This window comes from Kribbella sp. NPDC051936 (assembly GCF_040680955.1).
Taxonomy (GTDB): domain Bacteria; phylum Actinomycetota; class Actinomycetes; order Propionibacteriales; family Kribbellaceae; genus Kribbella.
On sequence record NZ_JBFAXS010000009.1, the window covers coordinates 475,743 to 497,117 of the forward strand.

Sequence of the window (21,375 nt, forward strand, 5' to 3'; positions counted from 1 at the left end):
TGCCCCGCTTGAGGTCGGGCTGCCGAGATTTGAACTCGGGCTCTCCGGTCCCCCAGACCGGCGCGTTAACCAAACTACGCTACAGCCCGGCGTCCGCCCCGAAGGGCTGAACGGGGTAAACCTTACAGCATCCCGAGGGGTGGTTCTTACCGGGTCCGGTCAGCGTTTCTTGTTCTTTTGGCGGGCTCGGATCTGGACGTGGACGGGGCTGCCGACGAAGCCGAAGTCCTCGCGGAGGCGGCGTTCGATGAAGCGCTGGTAGGAGGGTTCGATCTGGCCGGAGGTGAAGATCGCGAAGGTCGGGGGCATCGTGGTGGCCTGGGTGCCGAACAGGATCTTCGGCTGCTTGCCGGAGCGGACCGGGTGCGGGTGCGCGGCGACCAGGCGGCCGAGGAAGGCGTTCAGCTGGCCGGTCGGGACGCGGGTCTGCCAGCCCTCCAGCGCCGCCTCGATCGCGGGCACCATCTTCTCCATGTGCCGGCCGGTGAGCGCGCTGATGTTGACCCGCGGCGCCCAGCGGAACTGGACCAGGTCGCGGTCGATCTCGCGCTCCAGGTAGTAGCGGCGCTCCTCGTCGACCAGGTCCCACTTGTTGTACGCGATCACGAGCGCCTTGCCGGCCTCCTCGACCGCGTTCATGATCCGCAGGTCCTGCTCGGAGATCGACTCCGAGGCGTCGATCACGACCACCACGACCTCGGCACGCTCGATCGCCGCGTTGGTCCGCAGCGAGGCGTAGTACTCGTGGCCCTGGGCGTTCTTCACCTTGCGCCGGATGCCGGCGGTGTCGATGAACCGCCACTCCTGGCCGCCGAGCGTGATCAGCTCGTCGACCGGGTCGACCGTCGTCCCGGCGACGTCGCTGACGACGACCCGGTCCTCCTTGGCGACCTTGTTCAGCAGTGACGACTTGCCCACGTTCGGTTTGCCGACGATCGCGACCCGGCGCGGGCCGCCGACCTCGTCGTCACGCTCCGCCGGCGCCTCGGGCAGGGCGGCCAGGACGGCGTCGAGCATGTCGCCGGTCCCCCGGCCGTGCATGGCCGAGATCGGGAACGGCTCACCGATGCCGAGCGCCCACAGGTTCATCGCCTCGGACTCGATCCGCTGGTCGTCGACCTTGTTCGCGGCCAGGACCACCGGCTTGCCGGACTTGCGCAGCACCCGGACCACGGCCTCGTCCGCGTCGGTGATGCCGACCACGGCGTCGACCACGAACAGCACCGCGTCGGCGGCGTTGATCGCGACCTCGGCCTGGGCCGCGACCAGCGCGGCCATGCCGACCGCGTCCGGGTCCCAGCCGCCGGTGTCGACGACCGTGAACTCACGGCCGGCCCAGTTGGCGTCGTACGACACGCGGTCCCGGGTGACGCCCGGGGTGTCCTCGACGACCGCCTCGCGGCGGCCGATGATGCGGTTGACCAGCGTGGACTTGCCCACGTTCGGCCGCCCGACGATCGCAAGGACGGGCAGCGGCCCGGTGTCCTCCCGGTCGTGCGTCGGTACTTCGGTGGGCAGGTCAGTCATCAGGGTCCTTCGGGTCTCGCCAGCCCGGGAGCGGGTGGCCGGTTTCTTCGACGGCCGCCTTCACATGGGCGCGCAGCACGTCCCCGATGTGGCCGGTGACCGCCTGTACGTCGGAATGTCTCCTGGGAAAGGGTACGCGCTCGACGGCGAAAGGCTCGCCGTACACCACGTCGATCCGGCTTCCGGCCGGCGGATAGCCCTCCACGTCGCCGCCCGGCAGCCGCGTCCCCATCAGCGCGACCGGCAGGATCGGCGCGCCGGTGACCATCGCCAGGTACGCCAGGCCGACCTTGATCCGGCTGAAGTCGCCGGGCCCGCGGGTGCCCTCCGGGTAGATGTTCAGCACCCGCCCGTCGCGCAGCACCTGGATCGACTTGCGGACCGCGAGCGTGTCGTAGGACGAGCGGTCGACCGGGATCTGCCCGATCAGGTGCAGGAACCTGCCCTGCAGCCCGCCGAACACCTCGATCTTGCCGAGCTGGTGCAGCATCCGCGGCGCGAGCGCGCCGAGCAGCGGTGCGTCCAGCAGGCTCAGATGGTTCGGGGCCATCAGCAGTGGCCCGGTCAGCGGGAACCGGTCCTCGTGGTGGATGGTCAGGTTGTACTTGCGGCGGAAGTACGGCGCGGCGACCTTCCGGAGCGGGAGCGCGAACCGGTACGGCAGCGCGGGCAGGTCGTCGGTGCGAGGCAGATCCTTGTGCCCGGTGACTTCAGCAGTCATAGCTCCCGGCCTTGAGGAACGGTCTCCTTGGCGAGCCGGCTGATCACGTCGATGACCTCCTCAAGGGTCAGATGGGTGGAATCGACGGTGACGGCTCCGTCGGAGGCGACCAGGAACTGCGAGACCGTCGCGTCGTCGGCGTCGCGGCGGACGATCTGGTCCCGCAACTGCTCCGCACTGACCGCACCGGACCCCAGCTCGGCGCCGCGCCGGGACAGCCGGGCGTCCTGGTCGGCGGTCAGGTGGACCTTGAGCTCGGCGTCCGGGGCGACCACGGTGGCGATGTCGCGGCCCTCGACCACGATCCCGCCGCCGTCCTGCGCGGCGTCGATGACGGCTCGCTGCCGCCGGACCAGCTCGTGGCGGACGTCCAGGTTGGTGGCGATCTTCGACACCACCTCGCTGATCCGGGGCTCCCGGATCGCGGCGGTGATGTCGGTCCCGTCGGCGATCACGAACTGGTGGCCCGGGTCGGTGCTGAACTCCAGCAACAGCTCCCGCGCGCGCTGCGCGACCGCCGCCGTGTCGTCCAGGTCCAGACCGCGGTCGACGGCCGACCAGGTCACCGCGCGGTACGTCGCCCCGGTGTCCAGGTAGCGCAGCCCGAGCCGGGTGGCCACTCCGCGCGCGGTGCTCGACTTACCGGAGCCGCTCGGCCCGTCCACAGCGATGATCATGCCCCGAAGATTACCTTCGCGCGGGGACAAGCTAGCGGTGGACTACCCACCCGCGCTCGGTGAGGACGTCGACCAGCTGGTCGACCGAGCCGGGCTTGACGGCGAGCTCGACCTCACCGGCCGGGCGGCCGGGGCTGTGGTCGATGCGCAGGTCCTCGACGTTGGCGCCGGACTCGGCGGCGTCGGCGAACAGCCGGGCCAGCTGACCCGGGCGGTCCGGGATCGTGACGAGCACCGTGACCAGGTCGATATGCGGCGTACCGTGCTTGCCCGGCACCCGCACGGCGCCGGACACGCCCTGGCCGAGGATCGCGGTCAGCTCGTCGGCCGCCTCCTCCTTGCCGAGGGCAACGAGCAGCCGGTCGAGCTCGCCGCGGATCTGCTCCAGCAGGCCGGTCAGCGCGGTCGAGTTCGCGGACACGATCTGGGTCCACAGCCGCGGGTCGCCGGCCGCGATCCGGGTCACGTCGCGGACGCCCTGACCGGACAGCTCGAGGTGCGAGGAAGGCGCGTCCGCGAGGGTGCCCGCGGCCAGCGCCGACATCAGATGCGGAAGGTGCGAGACCCGGGCGACGCCCAGGTCGTGGTCCTCGACGGACAGCTCGACCGTCCGCGCGCCGCAGGCCTCGGCGAGCCGCCGGACCAGATCGACCGCCTCCGGGGCGCTCGTCGCGTGCGGGGTGACCGCCCAGGTGGCGCCGTCGAACAGGTCCGCGCGGGCCGCCAGTGGGCCGTTGCGCTCGGAGCCCGCCATCGGGTGGCTGCCGACGTACCGGCTGACGTCATCGGTCAGGCCGCGCGCGTCGGTCAGCGGCTTCGACTTCACACTGGCCGCGTCCGTGACGATCGCCCGGGTCTGCTGCAGCTGCTCGGCGACGACGGCACCGACATGGTCCGGCGGTACGGCGACCACGACCAGCTGCGGCTCGATGTCGACCGTCCGCGCGCCGGCGCCGATCCGCTCGGCCATCAGCGCGTTGTCCGGGTTCCCGTCGACGAGCTCGACGACCACGCCGAGCCGTGCCAGGGCGAGGCCGATCGACGTGCCGATCAGCCCGGTGCCGACGATGCGGACCGGGCCGCGAAGCTCGGTCATTGGGCGCCGGTCAGGTCCGGACGGAGCGCGACCGCGCCGTGCAGGTAGACGTGCTGGATCTTGTCCCGGGACCGGGGCGTCTCGGTGTGCACCATCAGCCGGACGACCCGCGGCAGCGCGTGCGGCACCGGGATCTCCTGCATGCACATCAGCGGTACGTCGGTGAGCCCGATCTGCCGCCCCGCGACGGCGGGGAACTCCGAGCGCAGGTCCGACGTGACGGTGAACAGGATGCTGATCAGATCCTCGTTCTCCAGATCGTTCGCCTCCAGGACCGCCTTCACCAGCTCCGCGGACCGCTCGAGCAGGTGCTCGCGCTCGTCCACGTCCAGCTGGGTGGCACCCCGGATCGCCCGTACCGCCACGTGCTGCCTCCTTCTCCTTCGTCTCACCCAACCCTAGGCCACGGTAGTCAAGGACTGGACAGCCGTCTCGGATCGTGCACGCCGGGTCAGCCGTTCCGGGCGGCGTCGAGGAGCCGGCGGGCCATCGGCAGCAGTCCGGCCTCGCGCACCGGCGCCAGTGGATCGGACAGCTGCCGGCGGCGACGGAACGTTCCCGGCGGGTCGCCGTACGCCAGCGAGAACCGGCGCGAGAAGTGGTACGGATTGCTGTAGCCGCAGTCGGCCGCGATCTCCGCGATCGTGGCGTTGGTGCGCAGCAGCGCGGTCGCGGCCCGGGCCAGCCGGATCAGGTCCAGCGCGTACGCCGGTCCGCACCCGTACTCCTGCCGGAACAGCCGGTGCAGATGCCCGGCGGACAGGTTCGCCGCGCCTGCCAGCTCCGCGACGCCGACGATCCGGGGACCACCCTTGGCCCACACGGTTGCCACGTGATCGACCAGGCGCCGGACGGCGGCCGGCAGGTCAGCATGTGGCGGGCCGGCCGGAGCGCTGACGAAGACCTCGAGCATCGTCGCGACCAGCCGGTCGCTGTGACCCCGGGCCGGCGTCGGAACGTCCAGCAAATAGCTGCACAACTCCTCGAGCAGACCCGGATCGGACATCGACCGCACCCAGGGCCAACCAGCCGGATCGCCGAGGTCGCCGAAGTCCTCGATCTGGAAGTGCACGTAGGCATGCCGTGATCCGCGATCACAGTCCCAGATATAGGCGTCCCGATTCCCGCGCTTGGCGAGCGCGAGCGATCCGGGCCGGAGCTCGCGCTCGACCGTTGCCTGCCGGACACCCGCGTCGTCGTACACCTCGGTCCGCCAGAGCGCGGAACCGTGGAGGATCCAGAGCAGTTCGAAGTTCGGCAGGCGACGCGGCCCGTACGTCGCTCCGGGAGCGTAGTCCGCGATCTGGATCGGCGAGTTCACGCTGATCACCGGCGATCGCAAGATCATGAACAGATAGTAGAACGCTCGTCTGCGACATTGGCCGGCTCCGTGTGGTCCGCGACAGTGGCTGAATGCACTTCACCGAGATCACCGGCGAGCTGGTCGAGTCCTACCGGCGGGACGGCTTCGTCGTCCTCGATCAGGCCCTCCCACCCGAACAGGTCGCCGCACTGAACACCGCGGCTGAGCAGCTGTGCCGCGGCGACCTCGGCACCGTCGAGGGCGCTCCGACCATCGAGTCCTCCGCGGACGTCCTGCGGCAGTTCCTCTGCATCCACCACCCGCACAAGGCGTCCGGCGTCGCGCTCGCCGCCCTGCACGCGCCGCGTGTTGTCGAGACGTTGACCGCGGTGATCGGGCCCAACGTCAAGGCGATGCAGTCCATGCTGTTCATCAAGGCGGAGGGCAGGCCGGGCCAGGCGTGGCACCAGGACGAGTTCTTCATCCCGACCAGGGACCGCTCGCTGACCGCGGCCTGGATCGCACTCGACGACGCCACCGTGGAGAACGGCTGCCTGTGGGTCTTGCCGGGCTCGCACCGCCGTGGGGTCATCTATCCCGATCGGGAGCAGGACGATCTCCGCTTCGACTGCACGGTGGAGGCATTCGACTTCCCGTACTCCGACGACGACGCCGTACCGGTCGAGGTGCCGGCCGGCTCGGCGGTGATCTTCAACGGATACCTCTTGCACCGATCACTGCCGAACACCGGCCGGCGCGGACTCCGCCGCGCGCTCGCCAACCACTACATGAGCGCCGAGTCGCTGCTCCCCTGGCACTCCGTGCCCGACGGCGTTCACGTCGCCAAGCACGACTACCGCGACATCGTCATGGTCGCCGGGACCGATCCGTACGCCTACAAAGGCATCGACGACGTCGCCCGGCCGCACTCACGCCCGGACAAGGACGGCGGCTGCGACCGCTAGGACATGCCCTGGCTCAGCTGGGCCTCGGCGGCGTCGACGGTTTGCTCCAGCAGCAGGGCGATCGTCATCGGCCCGACGCCGCCCGGGACCGGCGTGATCAGCCGGGCGACCTCGGCCGCCTCCGCGAAGTGCACGTCACCGACGTTGCCCTCGTTGTAGCCGGCGTCGACCACCACGGCGCCGGGCTTCAGCCAGTCGCCGCGGACGAAGTTCGCCTTGCCGACGGCGGCGATCACGACGTCCGCGGTCCGGACCAGCTCCGGCAGGTCCCGCGTCCGGGAGTGCGCGTACGTGACGGTCGCATTCGATGCCAGCAGCAACATGCCGGCCGGCTTGCCGAGGATCGGGCTGCGGCCGATCACCACCGCGTGCGCCCCTTCGAGCGGTACGTCGTAGGCCGCGAGCAGTCGCATGATCCCGCCGGGCGTCGCGGACCGGAACCCCGGGTCGTTGGTGTCGTTGGTGTCGTTGGTGTCGTTGGTGTCGTTGGTGTCATTGAACGCCATCGCCGCGAACGAGCGCATGGTCACGCCGTCGACGTCCTTCGCCGGGTCGATCGCCTCGAACGCGGCCCGCTCGTCGATCTGCGCCGGCACCGGGTGCTGCAGCAGGATCCCGTGCACCGCCGGGTCGCCGGACAGCTTGGTGATCTCCGCGACGAGTTCGCCGGTGGTCGTCGTGGCCGGCAGTACGACGCTGCGCGACGCGATCCCGGCCTTCTTCGACCGGTTCTGCTTCATCCGCACGTACGTCGCCGACGCCGGGTCGTCACCCACCAGAACGGTCGCCAGGCACGGCTGGACGCCGTACCGCTCCTGCAGGGCGCGGGCGCGCTCGGCAGCCTTGGCGACCATCTCGGCCGCGAGATCGGTCCCGATCATGAGATCAGCGGTCATCTGGAGCACTCCTGTGTCGCAGAAGGTGCCCAGGCGCGCGGCGAAGCCGGATGGCAGACCGTTCCCCGGTGGTCGTCCACCTCAGCGCCAGTCGCGGTCCGCCGCCAGGATACCGGCCCCTTACGCGCGCTTCAGCGCGAGGACGGGGATGGTCCGGACACCGGCGGTCCGGCGTTCGTAGTCGGCGAAGCCCGGGTAGCGGCGCGCCTGCTCGGCGTAGATGCGGTCGCGCTCGGCGCCGGTCACGTCGGTGACCGTGACGTCGTGCTTCTCGGTGCCGATCTCGACGGTGCCCTTACCGGCGGCGACGAGGTTGCGGTACCACTCCGGGTTGGTGGGCGCGCCGCCCTTGCTGGCGAAGACGTAGATCACGTCCGGGTCGGTCTCGTCGGCGAGATACATCGTCGGAGCGACGTACTCCTGCCCGCTCTTGCGGCCGTAGTGGTGCAGCAACACCATCGGTGCACCCTCGAACTGGCCTCCGACCTTGCCTTCGTTCGCCCGGAACTCCTCGATGATGTTCGCGTTCCAGTCGCTCATATCGATCCTCCGCAGTGTGTCAAAGCAATCCTGCGTGGTCCAACGCCAGATAGGCCGCGTCGATTCCGGTCATCGCACCGGGAGTGCGCAGCTCGGCGCGGAACGCGTCCACGGTCAGCTCGACCGGGACACAGTCCTCGGTCTCGTCCAGCTGCTGCTTCCCGTCCGGGCGGCAGCCGCGCGCGATCCCGACGTACTTGCGGTACGTCGAGGACGCCGACGACCACTGCCAGCCGACGATGTCGAGCGACTCGCAGAGGTAGCCGGTCTCCTCCTCGAGCTCCCGGGCGCCGGCGAGCGCGGGGTCTTCGCCCGGCTCGACGTAGCCGCCCGGCAGGTTGGTGACGACCCGGTCCGGACCGGCCCGGAACATCCGCACCGTCACGATCCGGCCCTCGGGGGTCAACGGCAGCACCGTCACACCGGACGTGATCCCGGCCGCGGACTTCGGGCCGAACACGTCCCAGTCGACCTCGCGGCCGTCCGGCATCCGGTAGCGGCGCAGGTTCACCGTCAGGAACCGGTGGAAGCCGGGCTCCTCCCCCAGCAGCTCCCACGGCTCCGGATCCCCGACCCGGGCGACATCCGACTGGCCCGAGAACTGCTCAGCCGCCACCTCCTCGGTAGCGGCTGAGCTCTCGTGCCGGTCCGTCACAGCGGACGATCGGTGTCGGGATCCTCCGGCGGCGCGAGCGGCGCGTCGTCCTCGGACGGGGCCACCGGAGCCTCGTCGGCCGGCGACTCGCCCGATGCCTCGGACTCCCCCTCGTCCGGCTCCGTGGGGGCCTCGGCCGGGCGGGACTCGCTCAGGATGCCGGCGAGCGTCTCCTCGGACATCCGCTTGAACTTGCGCACCTGCGACCGGGTCCGGTCCAGGACCGCGACCTCGAGCTGGTCCGGCGTCAGCTCCCGGACCTCGGTGCCGTCGTGGCCGAGCGCGTCCACGGCGAGCCGGAGCGCGCCGGCCAGCGAGATGCCCTCGCTGTAGTGCTCGCCGACGTAGTCCGCGACCTGCTCGGCCGGGCCGCCCATCACGGCGTACCCCCGGACGTCGGCGATCGAGCCGTCGTACGTCAGCCGGTAGATCTGGTCCTCGGCCGGGCTCGCGCCGATCTCGGCGACCAGGATCTCGACCTCGAGCGGCTTCTCACCGCCGGAGGAGAAGATCGCGCCGAGGGTCTGCGCGTAGGCGTTGGCCAGCGCCCGGCCGGTGACGTCGCGGCGGTCGTAGGAGTACCCGCGCATGTCGGCGAGCCGGACGCCGGCGATCCGCAGGTTCTCGAACTCGTTGTACCGCCCGACGGCGGCGAACGCCATCCGGTCGTAGATCTCCGCGACCTTGTGCAGAGCGGGCGAGCGGTTCTCCGCGACGAACAGGATGCCGTCGGCATATTGCAGCGCGATCGCGCTGCGGCCCTTGGCGATGCCTTTGCGGGCGAAGTCCGCCCGGTCCCGCATCAGCTGCTCGGGCGAGACGTAGAAGGGAACGCTCATCGAAGGTGTCGTCCTCGTCAGTCGATCGAGATCTTGGTCAGGTCAGGGACGCCGAGGCCGGGCCGTCGGGCCGCTGGTGCCGCTGGCTCCAGGCCGCGTCGACGAGCGTCGCGACCTCGTCCTCCGGCAGCCGCCGGTACCCGTCCGCGGTGACCACGCCGACCACCGGGAAGATCCGCCGGAGCATGTCCGGGCCGCCGGTCGCGGAGTCGTCGTCGGCCGCGTCGATCAGCGACTGGATCGCCACCGTCGCGCAGTCGGTCTCGGACAGGTCCTCGCGGTACAGCTTCTTCAGCGCGCCGCGGGCGAACAGCGAGCCCGAGCCGACGCTGTAGAAGTGGGTCTCCTCGTACCGACCGCCGGTCGGGTCGTAGGAGAAGATCCGGCCGCCCTTGATGTCCTCGTCGTAGCCTGCGAACAGCGGCACCACGGTGAGGCCCTGCATGGCCATCGGCAGATTGCCGCGGATCAGCGCGCTCAGCCGGTTGGCCTTGCCGTCGAGGCTGAGCGTGGCGCCCTCGAGCTTCTCGTAATGCTCCAGCTCGACCTGGAACAACCGGACCATCTCGATCCCGAAGCCGGCCGAGCCGGCGAACGCGACCGCCGAGTACTCGTCGGCGGGGAAGACCTTCTCGATGTCACGCTGGGCGATGATGTTGCCCATCGTGGCCCGCCGGTCGCCGGCCATGATCACGCCACCGGGGAAGGTGGCCGCCACGATCGTCGTGCCGTGCGGGACTTCGCTGGACAGGTCACCCTGGCCCAGGGACCGTCGTCCGGGCAACAGGTCGGGCGCGTGCCCGGCCAGGAAGTCCATGAACGACGAGCCGCCTGGGGTCAGGAAGGCTTCCGGCAGCCGGCCGGAGGCATCAGATGTCATCGAGCGGTTCACTCCCCACCCTTTTGCACGAAACCGCGGACGAACTCCTCGGCGTTCTCCTCGAGCACCTCGTCGATCTCGTCCAGGATCGAGTCGACGTCCTCGTCGAGTCGCTCTTTGCGCTCCTGGACGTCCTCCGACGCCTCGACCTGCTCGACCTCTTCCTCGGTCGACGAACGCTTCGGCTGCTTGTGCTGCTGACCGCCGTCCTTCGCCATGGCACACCTCCTAGAACCGCTGGGAGGGCCGCCCAACCGACCCTCAAGAGCGACCCTACCCGGCGGCACCCCCAGTAATGGTGCGAACCAGGTCACTTGCGGTGTCGCATTGGTCAAGAAGTGCCCCGACATGCGCTTTCGTGCCCCGCAGCGGGTCCAGCGTCGGGATCCGCTGGAGCGACTCCTTGCCCGGCAGATCGAAGATCACCGAGTCCCAGGAGGCGGCCGCGACCTGCGGCGCGTACTGCTGCATGCAGCGGCCGCGGAAGTACGCCCGGGTGTCGGTCGGCGGGTGCGCGACGGCCATCCGGATCTCCTCGTCGGTGACGAGCCGCTGCATCCGCCCGGACTTCACCAACTTGTAATACAGGCCCTTGTCCGGGCGGAGGTCGGCGTACTGCAGGTCGACCAGGTGCAGCTTGGGGTCGTCCCACTCCAGGCCGTCCCGGTCACGGTAGGACTGGAGCAGTTTGTACTTCGCGACCCAGTCGAGCTGGTCGGACAGCTTCATCGGGTCGGTCGCGAGCTGGTCGAGCACCTGCTCCCAGCGGTGCAGCACGTCCTTGGTCTGCCGGTCCGCGTCGTCGCCGTACTTGTCCTCGACGTACTTGCGGGCCTGCTCCAGGTATTCCGTCTGGAGCTGCACCGCGGTGAGTTTGCGGCCGTCCTTCATCGTCAGCAGATGTGTGCAGGTCGGGTCGTGGCTGACCTCGTGCAGCGCGGTCACCGGGCGGTCGACGCCCAGGTCGTCGGTCAGCCAGCCGTCCTCGATCATCGCCAGCACCAGCGACGTCGTGCCGACCTTCAGGTACGTCGAGATCTCGGACAGGTTCGCGTCGCCGATGATGACGTGCAGCCGGCGGTAACGGTCCGGATTCGCGTGCGGCTCGTCGCGGGTGTTGATGATCGGCCGCTTCAGCGTCGTCTCCAGGCCGACCTCGACCTCGAAGTAGTCCGCCCGCTGGCTGATCTGAAACCCGTGCGCGGCGCCGTCCTGGCCGATCCCGACCCGGCCCGCGCCGGTGACCACCTGGCGGCTCACGAAGAACGGCGTCAGGTGCCGCACGATCGACGCGAACGGCGTCGAGCGGCGCATCAGGTAGTTCTCGTGCGAGCCGTACGACGCGCCCTTGTTGTCGGTGTTGTTCTTGTAGAGGTTCAGCTGCGGCGCCCCGGGGATCAGGCGCGCCTGCCGCGCGCCCTCCATGATCACCAGCTCCCCGGCCTTGTCCCACACCACCGCGTCGCGCGGGTTCGTGGTCTCGGGTGCGGAGTACTCCGGGTGGGCGTGGTCGACGTACAACCGGGCGCCGTTGGTGAGGATCACGTTCGCCAGGCCGGTCTCTTCGTCGGTCAGCTGGCTGGAGTCGGCCACCTCCCGGCTCAGGTCGAAGCCGCGCGCGTCCCGCAGCGGGTGCTCCTCGTCGAAGTCCCATCGGGTCTTGCGCGCGAGCGGCTGCGTCTGGGCGTAGCCGTTCACCACCTGGCTCGAGGTCAGCATCGGGTTGGCCCCGGGCTGACCCGGAACCGAGATCCCGAACTCGGTCTCGGTTCCCATGATCCGCCGAACACTCATGGAGTTGAGCCTACGCGGTACCGGCGACGAAATGGGTTGCTGTGTCCACAGGGTTACCTGTGAGACTGCGCCCATGGACGAATTGGTGGCGATTCTTGACGACGACAACCAAGTCACCGGATCGGCGCCCCGATCGGTCATGCGCCGCGACAACCTGCGACACTCCGCGACCGGCGTGGTCGTCCGGAATCCGGCCGGCGACATCTACGTGCACCGGCGGACCACCACGAAGGACGTCTACCCGGGCCGGTACGACTTCGCCGCGGGTGGTGTCGTCGCGGCGGGTGAGGACCCGTTCCACGCCGTCGTCCGGGAGCTGGAGGAGGAGCTCGGGATCTCCGGCGTCGAGCTGACCCGGCTTCCGGAGGGCGACTACGCGGACGAGAACACGCGGTACCACGCGTACCTGTACACGTGTGTCTGGGACGGCCCGGTGCGGCACCAGCCGGAAGAGGTCGAGTGGGGCGACTGGATGTCCCCCGCGGAGCTGGTGGCGAAGTTCGACGAGTGGCCGTTCATGCCGGACACCGTCGGGCTGCTCGGTTCCTACGTCCGGGACCTGATGTGACGATCATCGAGGGCTGGGACAGCCACGCCTGGATCGACGGCCCGTGGATCCACCGGTCCCCGCGCCGCCCGGAGGTCCGGCCCCGGTTGCTCGCCGAGGTCAGCCTCCTCCCCTGGCTCGCCCCTCAGCTGCCGCTGCCGGTGCCTGTCCCCGAGCGGACCGTGGACGGCGTACGGCACCTCCTGCTCCCCGGCACGCCGCTCACAGGCGGCGACGAAGCACTCGGGCGCGAGCTGGGAGCATTCCTGAAGGCATTGCACGCTGTTGACCCGGCAGAAGCCGTCGCGTACGGCGCTGTGGACGCCGAGACCGCGTCGGCGGCGAAGGCTGTCGAGCTGCACGAGTTCCGGACGCAGATCGTGCCGTTGCTGCCGACAGAGGCCCGGGCCGCCGCCCGCGAGCTGCTCGATCGCGTCGCCGCCGTCCGCAACTGCTTGATCCACTGCGACTTCGGGCCGGACCACATCCTGATCACCGACGGCAGGGTCACCGGCATCATCGACTGGACGGACGCGGTCATCGGCGACCCCGCGCTGGACCTGTGCTGGATCCTCAACGGCGCCCCGAAGGCTGTCGCCGCCGGCGCGGCCGAGGTCTATCAACCAGGCCCCGAGCTGGTCGAACGCGCCGAGGACTGGGCCCGGCTGTCGCCGTGGTACGGCGTCCACCGCGGACTGCGCCTGAACCTGCCCGACGACGTGGCGAACGGCCTGCGCGGCATCGTCTCGCTGCTGTGATGCAACCATTTGGCCGGCGACCGGTCATTAGCCGGTGTGAAGATCACCCTGACTGACGATACGGAGCCGTCCATGGCCACCGGCCCCGGAGGCCTCGATCCAGGACCGGACGAGGAGCTGTGGCAGCGTCTGCGCGTCGGCGACCACTTCGCGCTCGGCGAACTGTTCGACCGGTACGCCGACGACGTCCGTGCCTTCGCGTTCCGGCGGACCGCCTCCTGGAGCGCCGCCGACGACGTGGTCCAGGCGACATTCCTGAACACCTGGCGACGCTTCCAGCGCAACCCACCGGGACCGCTCACCGCGCCGACCGCCCGCGGCTGGCTGCTCCGAGTGGCCGGGCACGAGTGCAACTCCCTGTTCCGTACGGCGAACCGGCTGCGCAAGCTCGTCGAGCGCCTGCCCGAGCCGCCCCCTGACGACGACCACGCCGCCGACGTCGCGCGCCGCCTCGACGACGAGCGCCGGATGTCCGTGATCCGTCGCGCCGTGGCCAAACTCCCCCGGCACGAACGCGAGACCCTCGAGCTCGTCGTCTGGTCCGGACTCACCACCGCCGAGGCCGCGGACGCGCTCGGCGTACCGGTCGGAACCGTCAAGGCCCGGCTGCACCGCACCCGTCGTCGCTTCCCCGACCTGCTGACCCGGGTCGACCTCACCGAGGAGCTGTCATGAACACCGATCTCGAACCGCCGCGCGTTCCGCCGCTGACCGCCGCCGAGCACGCCCGCCTGCGCAACCGGGTGCTGGACAAGGCCCGGCCCGCCGCCCACCGGCCGGCCCGGCGCTGGGTCGCCCCTGCCGTCGGCGTCGGAGCGGTCGCGGCCGTGGTCGCCGGCACGCTGGCCGTCGCCAACAACTCGTCCGACGACGCGAGCGTGGCCGGTACGACGCTGCAGGCCTCCCCCGAGGCGAAGGTGGGCGTCGACCTCGGGGCGGTGCAGCAGCGCGACCTGGCCAAGATCGTCACCGAATGCCAGTTCCCGGGAGAGGGCGGTCCCGCCCAGATCATCTGGAGCCGCCACGTCCGCGGCATCACCAAGGACAGCACTGCGCTGGTGGCAGTGGCGCTGAACACGAAGAAGGCTCCGGCCCCGAAGACCACTGTGACCCGCGGCGGTCGCAAGCCGGGAACGGGAGGCGCGCCCTCCGACGCCAAGCTCGGGTACCGGTACTGCCTGACACGCACACCGGCGAGCGCGAAGCTCGGATCGGTCGGATCGGTCGGACGGGTCCCCGACAAGAACTGGCAGACTCAGCCGACGGACCGGCGCGCTCTGGTGACCCTCGGCAGTGAGAACGCCAACTTGACGTACGCACGCACGACCTTGCAGGCGTGGGCCGTCTACCGTGCGCTGCCGACCGTCGCCACAGTCGAGGCCCGGTACGTGCTGGACGGACAGCCCGGCCCGTGGACCAAGGGGGTCGTCGAGGACGGCTTCGCCTACACCGAGGTCCAGGCGCGCGGGAAGTTCGCCGTCGGCGAGAAGCTCACGACGGAGGTCCGCGCCTTCGACGCCCGGGGCAAGCAGATCCCGGTCGGCTAGCGGCGGCGTGCCATCGTCCGGGCGAAGTTGATCCCAAGCAGGCCCAGCCAGCCGATCACGACCCCGAACGGGCCGATCATGCCGGCCATGATCGCGGTGATCGGGATCGCGGCCACCACGGACACGATCGCGAGCGCTAGGCCGCCCGGGTCCGGCTCCCGGCTCGGACGGCCCGGTCGCGCCGGCTCCGGCAAGCCGGGCTGGGCGTACGGCCCGTAGGACCCCGCACGGCGCTGGGCGTCGCGCTGGTCGAGCTTCTCGAGGAAGCTGTCGATGATCTCGGCCTCGTACTCCGGGCCCAGCTCCTGCCGCGCCGCGACCGCGGCCCGCAGGTCCTTCCGCACCTCATCCGTCGCCATACCAGCAAGCTAAGCCCGCGAAACCACCCCACCAATCGGGGAAACCCCCCGATCCCACCGGGTGTTTCCTCTACCCCCAACTCGCCGAGTCGTGGCGATTGGCTCCCGCCACGATCGCCGAGTCGTGGAAATTGGTTCGCCGTGGCGACCACAATCCACGACTCGGCGATCGGTGCGGCAGCCTTTTGCCACGACTCGGCGGCAACGCGCAACGCCCGGCTGCGCGGGGCAGCCGGGCGTTGCGGGTGGTGTGGGTTACAGGTACTGACCCGTGTTGGTCGCGGTGTCGATCGAGCGACCCGGCTCGGTGCCCTGCTTGCCGGAGATGAGAGTACGGATGTAGACGATCCGCTCGCCCTTCTTTCCGGAGATCCGGGCCCAGTCGTCCGGGTTCGTGGTGTTCGGGAGGTCCTCGTTCTCCTTGAACTCGTCCACACACGCCTGCAGCAGGTGCTGCACCCGCAGGCCCTTCTGGTTCTCGTCGAGGAAGGCCTTGATCGCCATCTTCTTCGCCCGGTCGACGATGTTCTGGATCATCGCGCCCGAGTTGAAGTCCTTGAAGTACAGGACCTCCTTGTCGCCGTTGGCGTAGGTGACCTCGAGGAACCGGTTCTCCTCGGCCTCGGTGTACATCCGCTCGACGGTGCGCTGGATCATCCCGTCCACGCAGCCCTGCCGGTCGCCGCCGAACTCGTTCAGGTCGTCGGCGTGCAACGGGAGCCCGGCGGTCAGGTACTTCGAGAAGATGTCCCGGGCAGCTTCCGCGTCCGGGCGCTCGATCTTGATCTTCACGTCCAGCCGACCGGGCCGCAGGATCGCCGGGTCGATCATGTCCTCACGGTTCGAGGCACCGATCACGAGGACGTTCTCCAGGCCCTCGACACCGTCGATCTCGCTCAGCAACTGCGGGACGATGGTGTTCTCGACGTCGGAGGAGACACCGGAGCCGCGGGTGCGGAACAGCGAGTCCATCTCGTCGAAGAACACGATCACCGGCATCCCCTCGGACGCCTTCTCCCGGGCCCGCTGGAAGACCAGGCGGATGTGCCGCTCGGTCTCGCCGACGTACTTGTTCAGCAGCTCCGGACCCTTGATGTTCAGGAAGAACGACTTCTGCTCGGCGATCCCGGTGCGCTCGGCGACCTTCTTGGCCAGCGAGTTCGCGACCGCCTTCGCGATCAGCGTCTTGCCGCAGCCCGGCGGGCCGTAGAGCAGCACGCCCTTCGGCGGCTTGAGCTCGTGCTCGAGGAACAGGTCCTTGTGCAGGTACGGCAGCTCGACGGCGTCCCGGATCTGCTCGATCTGGCCGGACAGGCCACCGATCTGGGTGTAGTCGATGTCCGGGACCTCTTCGAGCACCAGCTCCTCGACCTCGGACTTCGGGATCTTCTCGTAGACGTAGCCGGAGCGGGGCTCCAGCAGCAGCGAGTCGCCCGACCGCAACGCAGTGTCGAGCAGCGGCGACGCGAGCCGCACCACGCGCTCCTCGTCGGCCTGCGCGATCACCAGCGCCCGCTCGCCGTCGGCGAGCAGTTCCTTCAGCATCACCACGTCGCCGACGACCTCGAAGTCGCAGGCCTCGACGACGTTGAGTGCCTCGTTCAGCATCAGTTCCTGGCCGAGCTTGAGCGCGTCCAGGTCCACCGACGGGCTCGCCGCGACCCGGAGTTTCCGGCCGCCGGTGAACACGTCGAGCGTGTCGTCTTCGTTCCGTCCGAGGAAGGTGCCGAATCCGGACGGCGGTTGCGCCAGCCGGTCGACCTCCTCCTTCAGGGCGATGATCTTCTCTCGCGCCTCCCGCAGCGTGTCCGCCAGCCGCTCGTTCTGAGCGGTGACACTCGCCAAGGAGGCCTGGGTTTCGGACAGTCTGCTCTCGAGCGACCGGCTGTCAGCCGGGTGCTCGAGCAGCCGACGTCGCAACGCCGCGACCTCGGCTTCCAGGTACCGGACCTGGTTACGCAGTTCTGCCGCGGTAGGACTCTCGTCTCCAGCCACGATCATCACCTCACCATGTGGGGCTCGACCCTATGGACCTTACCCAGAAAACCTCGCCGGGCAAGCTGAATCCCATCACGTGTCGGTTGCGGATGAGTCGGTTGCCTACGGCATGTCGTCAGAAGTTTCGGGCGACGGCTCGGGGCGGCGCGGGCCGGAGTAGTCGTCGCCGTACGCGCCCGGTGCCGGACGGCGCTTCTTGCGGGGTGCCTGCACCCCGTGCGCCATCCTCCGGGCGGTGACCAGGAAGGCCGTGTGTCCTTGCATCCGGTGGCCCGGACGGACGGCGAGACCTTCTACGTGCCAGTCTCGCACGAGCGACTCCCACGCGCGCGGCTCGGTGAACTCCCCGTGTGCCCTCAGCGTCTCCACAACGCGGCTCAGCTGCGTCGTGGTGGCGACGTAGGCACAGAACACCCCACCGGGCGAAAGGGCCTCAGCGACCACGTCGACGCACTCCCAGGGCGCGAGCATGTCGAGCACGACGCGGTCCACGTCCTGCTCGTTCAGCTTCTCGACCAGGTCGCCCACCTCGAGCCGCCAGGCCGGGTGCTCGCCGCCGAAGAAACCCGTCACGTTCTTGCGCGCGACCTCGGCGAAGTCCTCGCGGCGCTCGAACGAGATCACCTGGCCGTGGATCCCGACCGCGCGCAGCAGCGCGGTGGTCAGCGCGCCGGAACCGGCGCCCGCCTCGACCACCTTCGCGCCCGGGAAGATGTCGGCCATTGTGACGATCTGCGCGGTGTCCTTCGGGTAGATCACCGCGGCGCCGCGCGGCATCGAGACCGAGTAGTCGGCCATCAGCGGCCGCAGGGCCAGGTACTCGACGTTGCCCTTGGACCGGATCGTGACCGCGTCCGGGCCGTCGATCAGGTCGTCGTGCGCGATCCCGCCCTTGGTGGTGTGGAAGATCTTCCCGCGCTCCAGCTTGACCGAGTGCCGGCGGCCCTTGGAATCCTGCAGGGTGATCCACTCGCCCTCCTGCAGCGGTCCGTGGTGGACGCCGGAGAACGCCTGGTCGGGAAAGTCACGCAAGTCAGCCATAAGGCGCTCACCTTAACTTTCGGTCACGCCGACCGAGTAATCAGCGTGTAGCCGGCGGCGTGATCAGCGGCCGCGGAAGGCGCGTTCCACGTCCGACGTCGCGAGGACGCCGTACACGCCGCCGTCGGCGTCGAGCACCAGGTACTCCGACGCGGGGTGCTCACGCAGTGTGGCGAGGATCTCCTCGCCGGTGTCGTTGACGCCGATGATGTGGCCCGCGGCGATCCGGCTGGAGACCTCGCTGACCGTGGTCCAGGGACGCTGGTTCGGGGCCACCGCGGCGACCGCGGTCTCCGACACCAGCGCGTGCGGCTTGCCGTCGCCGTCGATCACCACGACCGCTCCGGCGTGCGCCTCGGACGCCATCCGGACGGCCTCGGACACCGGCGTGCCGGAGTGCACGGCGATGGCGCGCCGGGCCATCGTGCGGACCTGGAGCGCGGGCAGTTTGCGCCGCAGCCGGGCCTGCATCAGGGAGGCGGTCGATCCGGACCACAGGAAGAACCCGACCAGCAGCGCGATGACGAAGTCGATCATCGACGGTTGCCGGTCCCAGATCTCCTCCAGCAGGACCGGGAGCACGAGCACGCCCATCGCGAGCAGCCGGCCCGCCCAGGCGGCCGCGATGGTGCCGGTGTGCATGTTGCCGGTGAGCTTCCAGACGATCGCCCGCAGCACCCAGCCGCCGTCCAGCGGCAGGCCGGGCAGCAGGTTCGTGACGCCGACGATCAGGTTCGCGATGCCGAGCTCCCACAGCGCGACGTACCCGACGCCCTCGTCGACGGCGCGGGAGCCGAGGTAGGCCAGCCCGCCGACGATCAGCGACGCGATCGGCCCGACGACCGAGACGGCGAACTCCTCCAGCGGCGACTTCCGCTCGCCCTCGATATGCGTGCCGGCCGCGAAGAAGCCGAGGTTGATCTCGGAGACCGAGATACCGAACTTCATCGCCATCAGCGCATGCGCGAGCTCGTGGATCAGGATCGAGACCGTGAACGCGACGACGAACGCGAACGCGGCCACGTACCGCCAGCCGCCGAGCTCCGGGAACTGCTGGCCGATGATCGCGGCGAAGCCGACCGCGAGCAGCATCGCCACCGGCAGCCAGGTGAAGCGCATGGTCAGCCGGATGCCGCGGACACGACCCAGTACCCACGTTCCGGGCGGTGGCGGACCGGCCGGCTGGGCGGGGTTCTGGGATTCGCGCGAGTCTGGCATCACCCCAACGCTACTTGGCCGGTGTCAACGCTGCGCTACACACCCACCGTCAGCGTGGCGACGTACCCGCCGGAGACGTCTCCGGTGACGGTCGCGAGCTGATGTACGCCGTCGTCGTCGCCGAACACGTTGTCGCTGTCGAGCGAGGTCCGGCTGAGGTTCTGCGCGCTGCCGTCGTACCCGTCGGTGGCGTAGACCGTGCTGCAGACGTCCTTCGGGAGGGCGAGCTGTGAGGTGCGGGTGATCTGGCCGGCCTTGGTCGCCTCGTCGGCGCTCGCGTAGACCTCGAAGTGGATGTGCGGCCAGCGGCCCATGTACGCGGCCGGGAAGATCGTCGTGAACGTGACCTTGCCCGATGCGTCGGCCGACTGGACGCCGCGGAGGTAGTTCTCCTCGGTCACGCCGTCGGAGTACAGCGAGTACCGGCCCTGGGCGTCGCAGTGCCACAGGTAGACGGCCGCACCTTCGAGGGCCTTGTCCTGATCGGCGTCGACGACGGTGAGTTCGACGGACAGCGGTACGCCGGTGGCCACGCCGGACGCGGAGCCGAACGACTTGGTGATGTCGCTGCGCACGATGCCGGACTGGGTGAGGACGTTGGGGCCGTTGGAGCCGTCGCCCGGGTACGGTCCGCCGGTCTCCTGCGGGATCTCGTCGACGTCGGCGGCGGCGCTCGTCGTCGTACCGGACGTGGCGGACGACGAGGCGGACGGTGAGGTGCTCGTCGATGCGCTGGCCGATGTGCCGGTCTGTGTGCCGGCCGTCTGTTCGTCGGCCGAGCAGCCGGTGACGGCGGCGAGGCCCGCCGCGGTGAACAGGCCGAGGAAACGGCGGCGGTGCAGGGTTGCGAGGTCGTACTCGAGACCGCGGTCGTGGTTCGGAGGAGGCTGCGTCGGTGGCGTCATGTTCCGAGCATGGCAACGCCCGCCGCAGGCCGGCCGTGAGTTCGCTGGGAGTTCGCTGGGAGGCGGTTTTCCACAGGCACGGAGTGGGGTGCGAGCGAACTGTCCGTGGTTGTGCCTAGGGTTTGAGTCATGAGCGTTGCAGCTGCTGTCGATCCGCATGAGCACCCGCGGGGCGCCTTGTCGCCCTCTCGAGCAGCGGACTTCATGAGCTGCCCGCTGAAGTACCGGTTCCGGGTCGTCGACCGGCTGCCGGAGAAGCCGTCGTCGGCCGCGGTCCGCGGGACGGTTGTGCACGCGGTGCTGGAGCGGCTGTTCGACCTGCCGCGCGGCGAGCGGACGCTGGAGCAGGCGGCGCAGATGCTCGAGCCACAGTGGCAGCGCCTGCTGGAGGCCGAGCCGGAGGTCGCGGAGCTGTTCGCCGAGGATGCGAGCGGCGAGGAGCTGGCCACCTGGCTGGCCGAGGCGCACGACCTCCTCGGGAGGTACTTCACGCTCGAGGACCCGAATGCGCTGGAGCCCGCCGAGCGCGAGCTGTATGTCGAGACCGCGCTGGACTCCGGGCTGGTGCTGCGGGGGTATGTGGACCGCCTCGACGTGGCTCCGACCGGGGAGATCCGGGTGGTCGACTACAAGACCGGTCGCTCGCCGTCGGAGTTCTTCGAGGCGAAGGCGCTGTTCCAGATGAAGTTCTACGCACTGGTGCTGTGGAAGCTGCGCGGTGTGGTGCCGGCGATGCTGCAGCTGGTCTACCTGGGCAACGGCGAGATCGTCCGCTACGTCCCGGACGAGGCCGATCTGCGGGCCTGTGAGCGCAAGGTCTCCGCGCTGTGGGTCGCCATCACCCGTGCCCTCGACTCCGGCGACTGGCGACCCAGCCCCGGCCCGCTGTGTGACTGGTGCGACCACAAGCCGCTGTGTCCGGCGTGGGGCGGCACACCGCCGCCGCTGCCGACCCGCTCCGTCGAAGAGGTCGCGGCCGAGTCGGCAGGCATAGACCTGATCACAGTCGACGGCTAGCCTCGAGATTTCACGTCGTGGAGGTTGAGGACGGCGCGTAACGCACGGAAGTGCCTGTCTGGTGAGGGATTCTTGGCTTGTCGAAGGTCAAG

The 21,375-nt window shown here is 69.7% G+C and carries 24 protein-coding genes, 1 tRNA gene and 1 riboswitch; of the genes, 6 read left to right on the forward strand and 19 right to left on the reverse strand.

From position 1 onward, the window contains the following. Nucleotides 1-14: 14 nt before the first annotated feature. The 7 genes from AB0L64_RS32600 to AB0L64_RS32630 form a co-directional block, all read right to left on the reverse strand. Nucleotides 15-89 (reverse strand) — tRNA-Pro (locus tag AB0L64_RS32600). Between the two features lie 70 nt (nucleotides 90-159). Continuing rightward, entirely contained in the window at nucleotides 160-1,527 is a 1,368-nt protein-coding gene (gene der, locus AB0L64_RS32605; protein ID WP_359925008.1) for a ribosome biogenesis GTPase Der, read from the reverse strand. Next, nucleotides 1,520-2,248, reverse strand: coding sequence for a lysophospholipid acyltransferase family protein (locus AB0L64_RS32610; RefSeq protein WP_355692483.1), 729 nt, complete (start codon nucleotides 2,246-2,248; stop codon nucleotides 1,520-1,522). Before AB0L64_RS32610 ends, der begins: the two co-directional genes overlap by 8 nt. Next, entirely contained in the window at nucleotides 2,245-2,925 is a 681-nt protein-coding gene (gene cmk, locus AB0L64_RS32615) for a (d)CMP kinase (RefSeq protein WP_363716416.1), read from the reverse strand. Before cmk ends, AB0L64_RS32610 begins: the two co-directional genes overlap by 4 nt. Before the next feature lie 31 nt (nucleotides 2,926-2,956). Continuing rightward, the gene (locus AB0L64_RS32620) at nucleotides 2,957-4,021 is read right to left on the reverse strand and encodes a prephenate dehydrogenase (protein ID WP_363716418.1); all 1,065 of its coding nucleotides are present in this window, start codon (nucleotides 4,019-4,021) and stop codon (nucleotides 2,957-2,959) included. Next, the gene (aroH, locus tag AB0L64_RS32625) at nucleotides 4,018-4,386 is read right to left on the reverse strand and encodes a chorismate mutase (RefSeq protein WP_130385491.1); all 369 of its coding nucleotides are present in this window, start codon (nucleotides 4,384-4,386) and stop codon (nucleotides 4,018-4,020) included. Before aroH ends, AB0L64_RS32620 begins: the two co-directional genes overlap by 4 nt. Nucleotides 4,387-4,472: 86 nt before the next feature. Next, the gene (locus tag AB0L64_RS32630) at nucleotides 4,473-5,369 is read right to left on the reverse strand and encodes a helix-turn-helix domain-containing protein (protein WP_363716420.1); all 897 of its coding nucleotides are present in this window, start codon (nucleotides 5,367-5,369) and stop codon (nucleotides 4,473-4,475) included. Between the two features lie 65 nt (nucleotides 5,370-5,434). On the opposite strand from AB0L64_RS32630, the gene AB0L64_RS32635 reads away from it, so the two are divergent. Then, nucleotides 5,435-6,289: a phytanoyl-CoA dioxygenase family protein gene (locus AB0L64_RS32635; protein WP_363716422.1), complete on the forward strand. Its 855-nt coding sequence runs from the start codon at nucleotides 5,435-5,437 to the stop codon at nucleotides 6,287-6,289. Here the strand turns inward: AB0L64_RS32635 and AB0L64_RS32640 are convergent. From AB0L64_RS32640 to dop, 7 genes are all read right to left on the reverse strand, one after another. Continuing rightward, nucleotides 6,286-7,185: a bifunctional 5,10-methylenetetrahydrofolate dehydrogenase/5,10-methenyltetrahydrofolate cyclohydrolase gene (locus AB0L64_RS32640; RefSeq protein ID WP_363716424.1), complete on the reverse strand. Its 900-nt coding sequence runs from the start codon at nucleotides 7,183-7,185 to the stop codon at nucleotides 6,286-6,288. The two genes, AB0L64_RS32635 and AB0L64_RS32640, sit on opposite strands and share 4 nt — an antisense overlap. Nucleotides 7,186-7,205: 20 nt before the next feature. Beyond that, a riboswitch (ZMP/ZTP riboswitch) is annotated at nucleotides 7,206-7,290 on the reverse strand. A 15-nt stretch (nucleotides 7,291-7,305) separates the two neighbouring features. After that, entirely contained in the window at nucleotides 7,306-7,725 is a 420-nt protein-coding gene (locus tag AB0L64_RS32645; RefSeq protein ID WP_363716426.1) for a nitroreductase family deazaflavin-dependent oxidoreductase, read from the reverse strand. Nucleotides 7,726-7,744: 19 nt separating this feature from the next. Next, nucleotides 7,745-8,341, reverse strand: coding sequence for an NUDIX hydrolase (locus AB0L64_RS32650; RefSeq protein ID WP_363716428.1), 597 nt, complete (start codon nucleotides 8,339-8,341; stop codon nucleotides 7,745-7,747). Nucleotides 8,342-8,376: 35 nt separating this feature from the next. After that, nucleotides 8,377-9,219, reverse strand: a complete 843-nt coding sequence (gene prcA / locus AB0L64_RS32655) for a proteasome subunit alpha (protein WP_363716430.1) — start codon at nucleotides 9,217-9,219, stop codon at nucleotides 8,377-8,379. A gap of 37 nt (nucleotides 9,220-9,256) precedes the next feature. Next, nucleotides 9,257-10,099, reverse strand: coding sequence for a proteasome subunit beta (gene prcB / locus AB0L64_RS32660; protein WP_359924981.1), 843 nt, complete (start codon nucleotides 10,097-10,099; stop codon nucleotides 9,257-9,259). 8 nt (nucleotides 10,100-10,107) lie between these two features. Then, nucleotides 10,108-10,317 (reverse strand): ubiquitin-like protein Pup, encoded by a 210-nt coding sequence (locus AB0L64_RS32665; protein WP_130448384.1) that lies wholly within the window; start codon nucleotides 10,315-10,317, stop codon nucleotides 10,108-10,110. 55 nt (nucleotides 10,318-10,372) lie between these two features. Beyond that, entirely contained in the window at nucleotides 10,373-11,893 is a 1,521-nt protein-coding gene (gene dop, locus AB0L64_RS32670; protein WP_355692465.1) for a depupylase/deamidase Dop, read from the reverse strand. 73 nt (nucleotides 11,894-11,966) lie between these two features. Between dop and AB0L64_RS32675 the strand changes: the two genes are divergently transcribed. The 4 genes from AB0L64_RS32675 (at nucleotide 11,967) to AB0L64_RS32690 (ending at nucleotide 14,745) form a co-directional block, all read left to right on the forward strand. Then, nucleotides 11,967-12,461, forward strand: a complete 495-nt coding sequence (locus AB0L64_RS32675; protein WP_363716433.1) for an NUDIX domain-containing protein — start codon at nucleotides 11,967-11,969, stop codon at nucleotides 12,459-12,461. Continuing rightward, nucleotides 12,458-13,198 (forward strand): phosphotransferase, encoded by a 741-nt coding sequence (locus tag AB0L64_RS32680; RefSeq protein WP_363716435.1) that lies wholly within the window; start codon nucleotides 12,458-12,460, stop codon nucleotides 13,196-13,198. The genes AB0L64_RS32675 and AB0L64_RS32680 overlap by 4 nt, the downstream gene beginning before the upstream one ends. A gap of 72 nt (nucleotides 13,199-13,270) precedes the next feature. Continuing rightward, complete coding sequence (locus tag AB0L64_RS32685) at nucleotides 13,271-13,873, forward strand: RNA polymerase sigma factor (protein ID WP_363716437.1); 603 nt, start codon at nucleotides 13,271-13,273, stop codon at nucleotides 13,871-13,873. Continuing rightward, complete coding sequence (locus AB0L64_RS32690) at nucleotides 13,870-14,745, forward strand: hypothetical protein (RefSeq protein ID WP_363716439.1); 876 nt, start codon at nucleotides 13,870-13,872, stop codon at nucleotides 14,743-14,745. Before AB0L64_RS32685 ends, AB0L64_RS32690 begins: the two co-directional genes overlap by 4 nt. Here the strand turns inward: AB0L64_RS32690 and AB0L64_RS32695 are convergent. The 5 genes from AB0L64_RS32695 to AB0L64_RS32715 form a co-directional block, all read right to left on the reverse strand. Continuing rightward, entirely contained in the window at nucleotides 14,742-15,104 is a 363-nt protein-coding gene (locus tag AB0L64_RS32695) for a hypothetical protein (RefSeq protein ID WP_363716442.1), read from the reverse strand. The two genes, AB0L64_RS32690 and AB0L64_RS32695, sit on opposite strands and share 4 nt — an antisense overlap. Before the next feature lie 255 nt (nucleotides 15,105-15,359). Next, complete coding sequence (gene arc, locus AB0L64_RS32700; RefSeq protein ID WP_363716444.1) at nucleotides 15,360-17,105, reverse strand: proteasome ATPase; 1,746 nt, start codon at nucleotides 17,103-17,105, stop codon at nucleotides 15,360-15,362. A gap of 99 nt (nucleotides 17,106-17,204) precedes the next feature. Further along, nucleotides 17,205-18,143, reverse strand: coding sequence for a tRNA (adenine-N1)-methyltransferase (locus tag AB0L64_RS32705; protein ID WP_363716446.1), 939 nt, complete (start codon nucleotides 18,141-18,143; stop codon nucleotides 17,205-17,207). A 63-nt stretch (nucleotides 18,144-18,206) separates the two neighbouring features. Then, nucleotides 18,207-19,361 carry a M50 family metallopeptidase gene (locus AB0L64_RS32710; RefSeq protein WP_363716448.1) on the reverse strand — a complete coding sequence of 385 codons (1,155 nt, stop codon included), beginning with the start codon at nucleotides 19,359-19,361 and terminating at the stop codon, nucleotides 18,207-18,209. A 35-nt stretch (nucleotides 19,362-19,396) separates the two neighbouring features. Continuing rightward, entirely contained in the window at nucleotides 19,397-20,266 is an 870-nt protein-coding gene (locus tag AB0L64_RS32715) for an intradiol ring-cleavage dioxygenase (protein WP_363716450.1), read from the reverse strand. Nucleotides 20,267-20,395: 129 nt separating this feature from the next. Between AB0L64_RS32715 and AB0L64_RS32720 the strand changes: the two genes are divergently transcribed. Continuing rightward, on the forward strand, nucleotides 20,396-21,283 hold the full coding sequence (locus tag AB0L64_RS32720; protein WP_363716452.1) for a PD-(D/E)XK nuclease family protein: 888 nt from the start codon (nucleotides 20,396-20,398) through the stop codon (nucleotides 21,281-21,283). The last annotated feature ends 92 nt before the right edge of the window (nucleotides 21,284-21,375 follow it).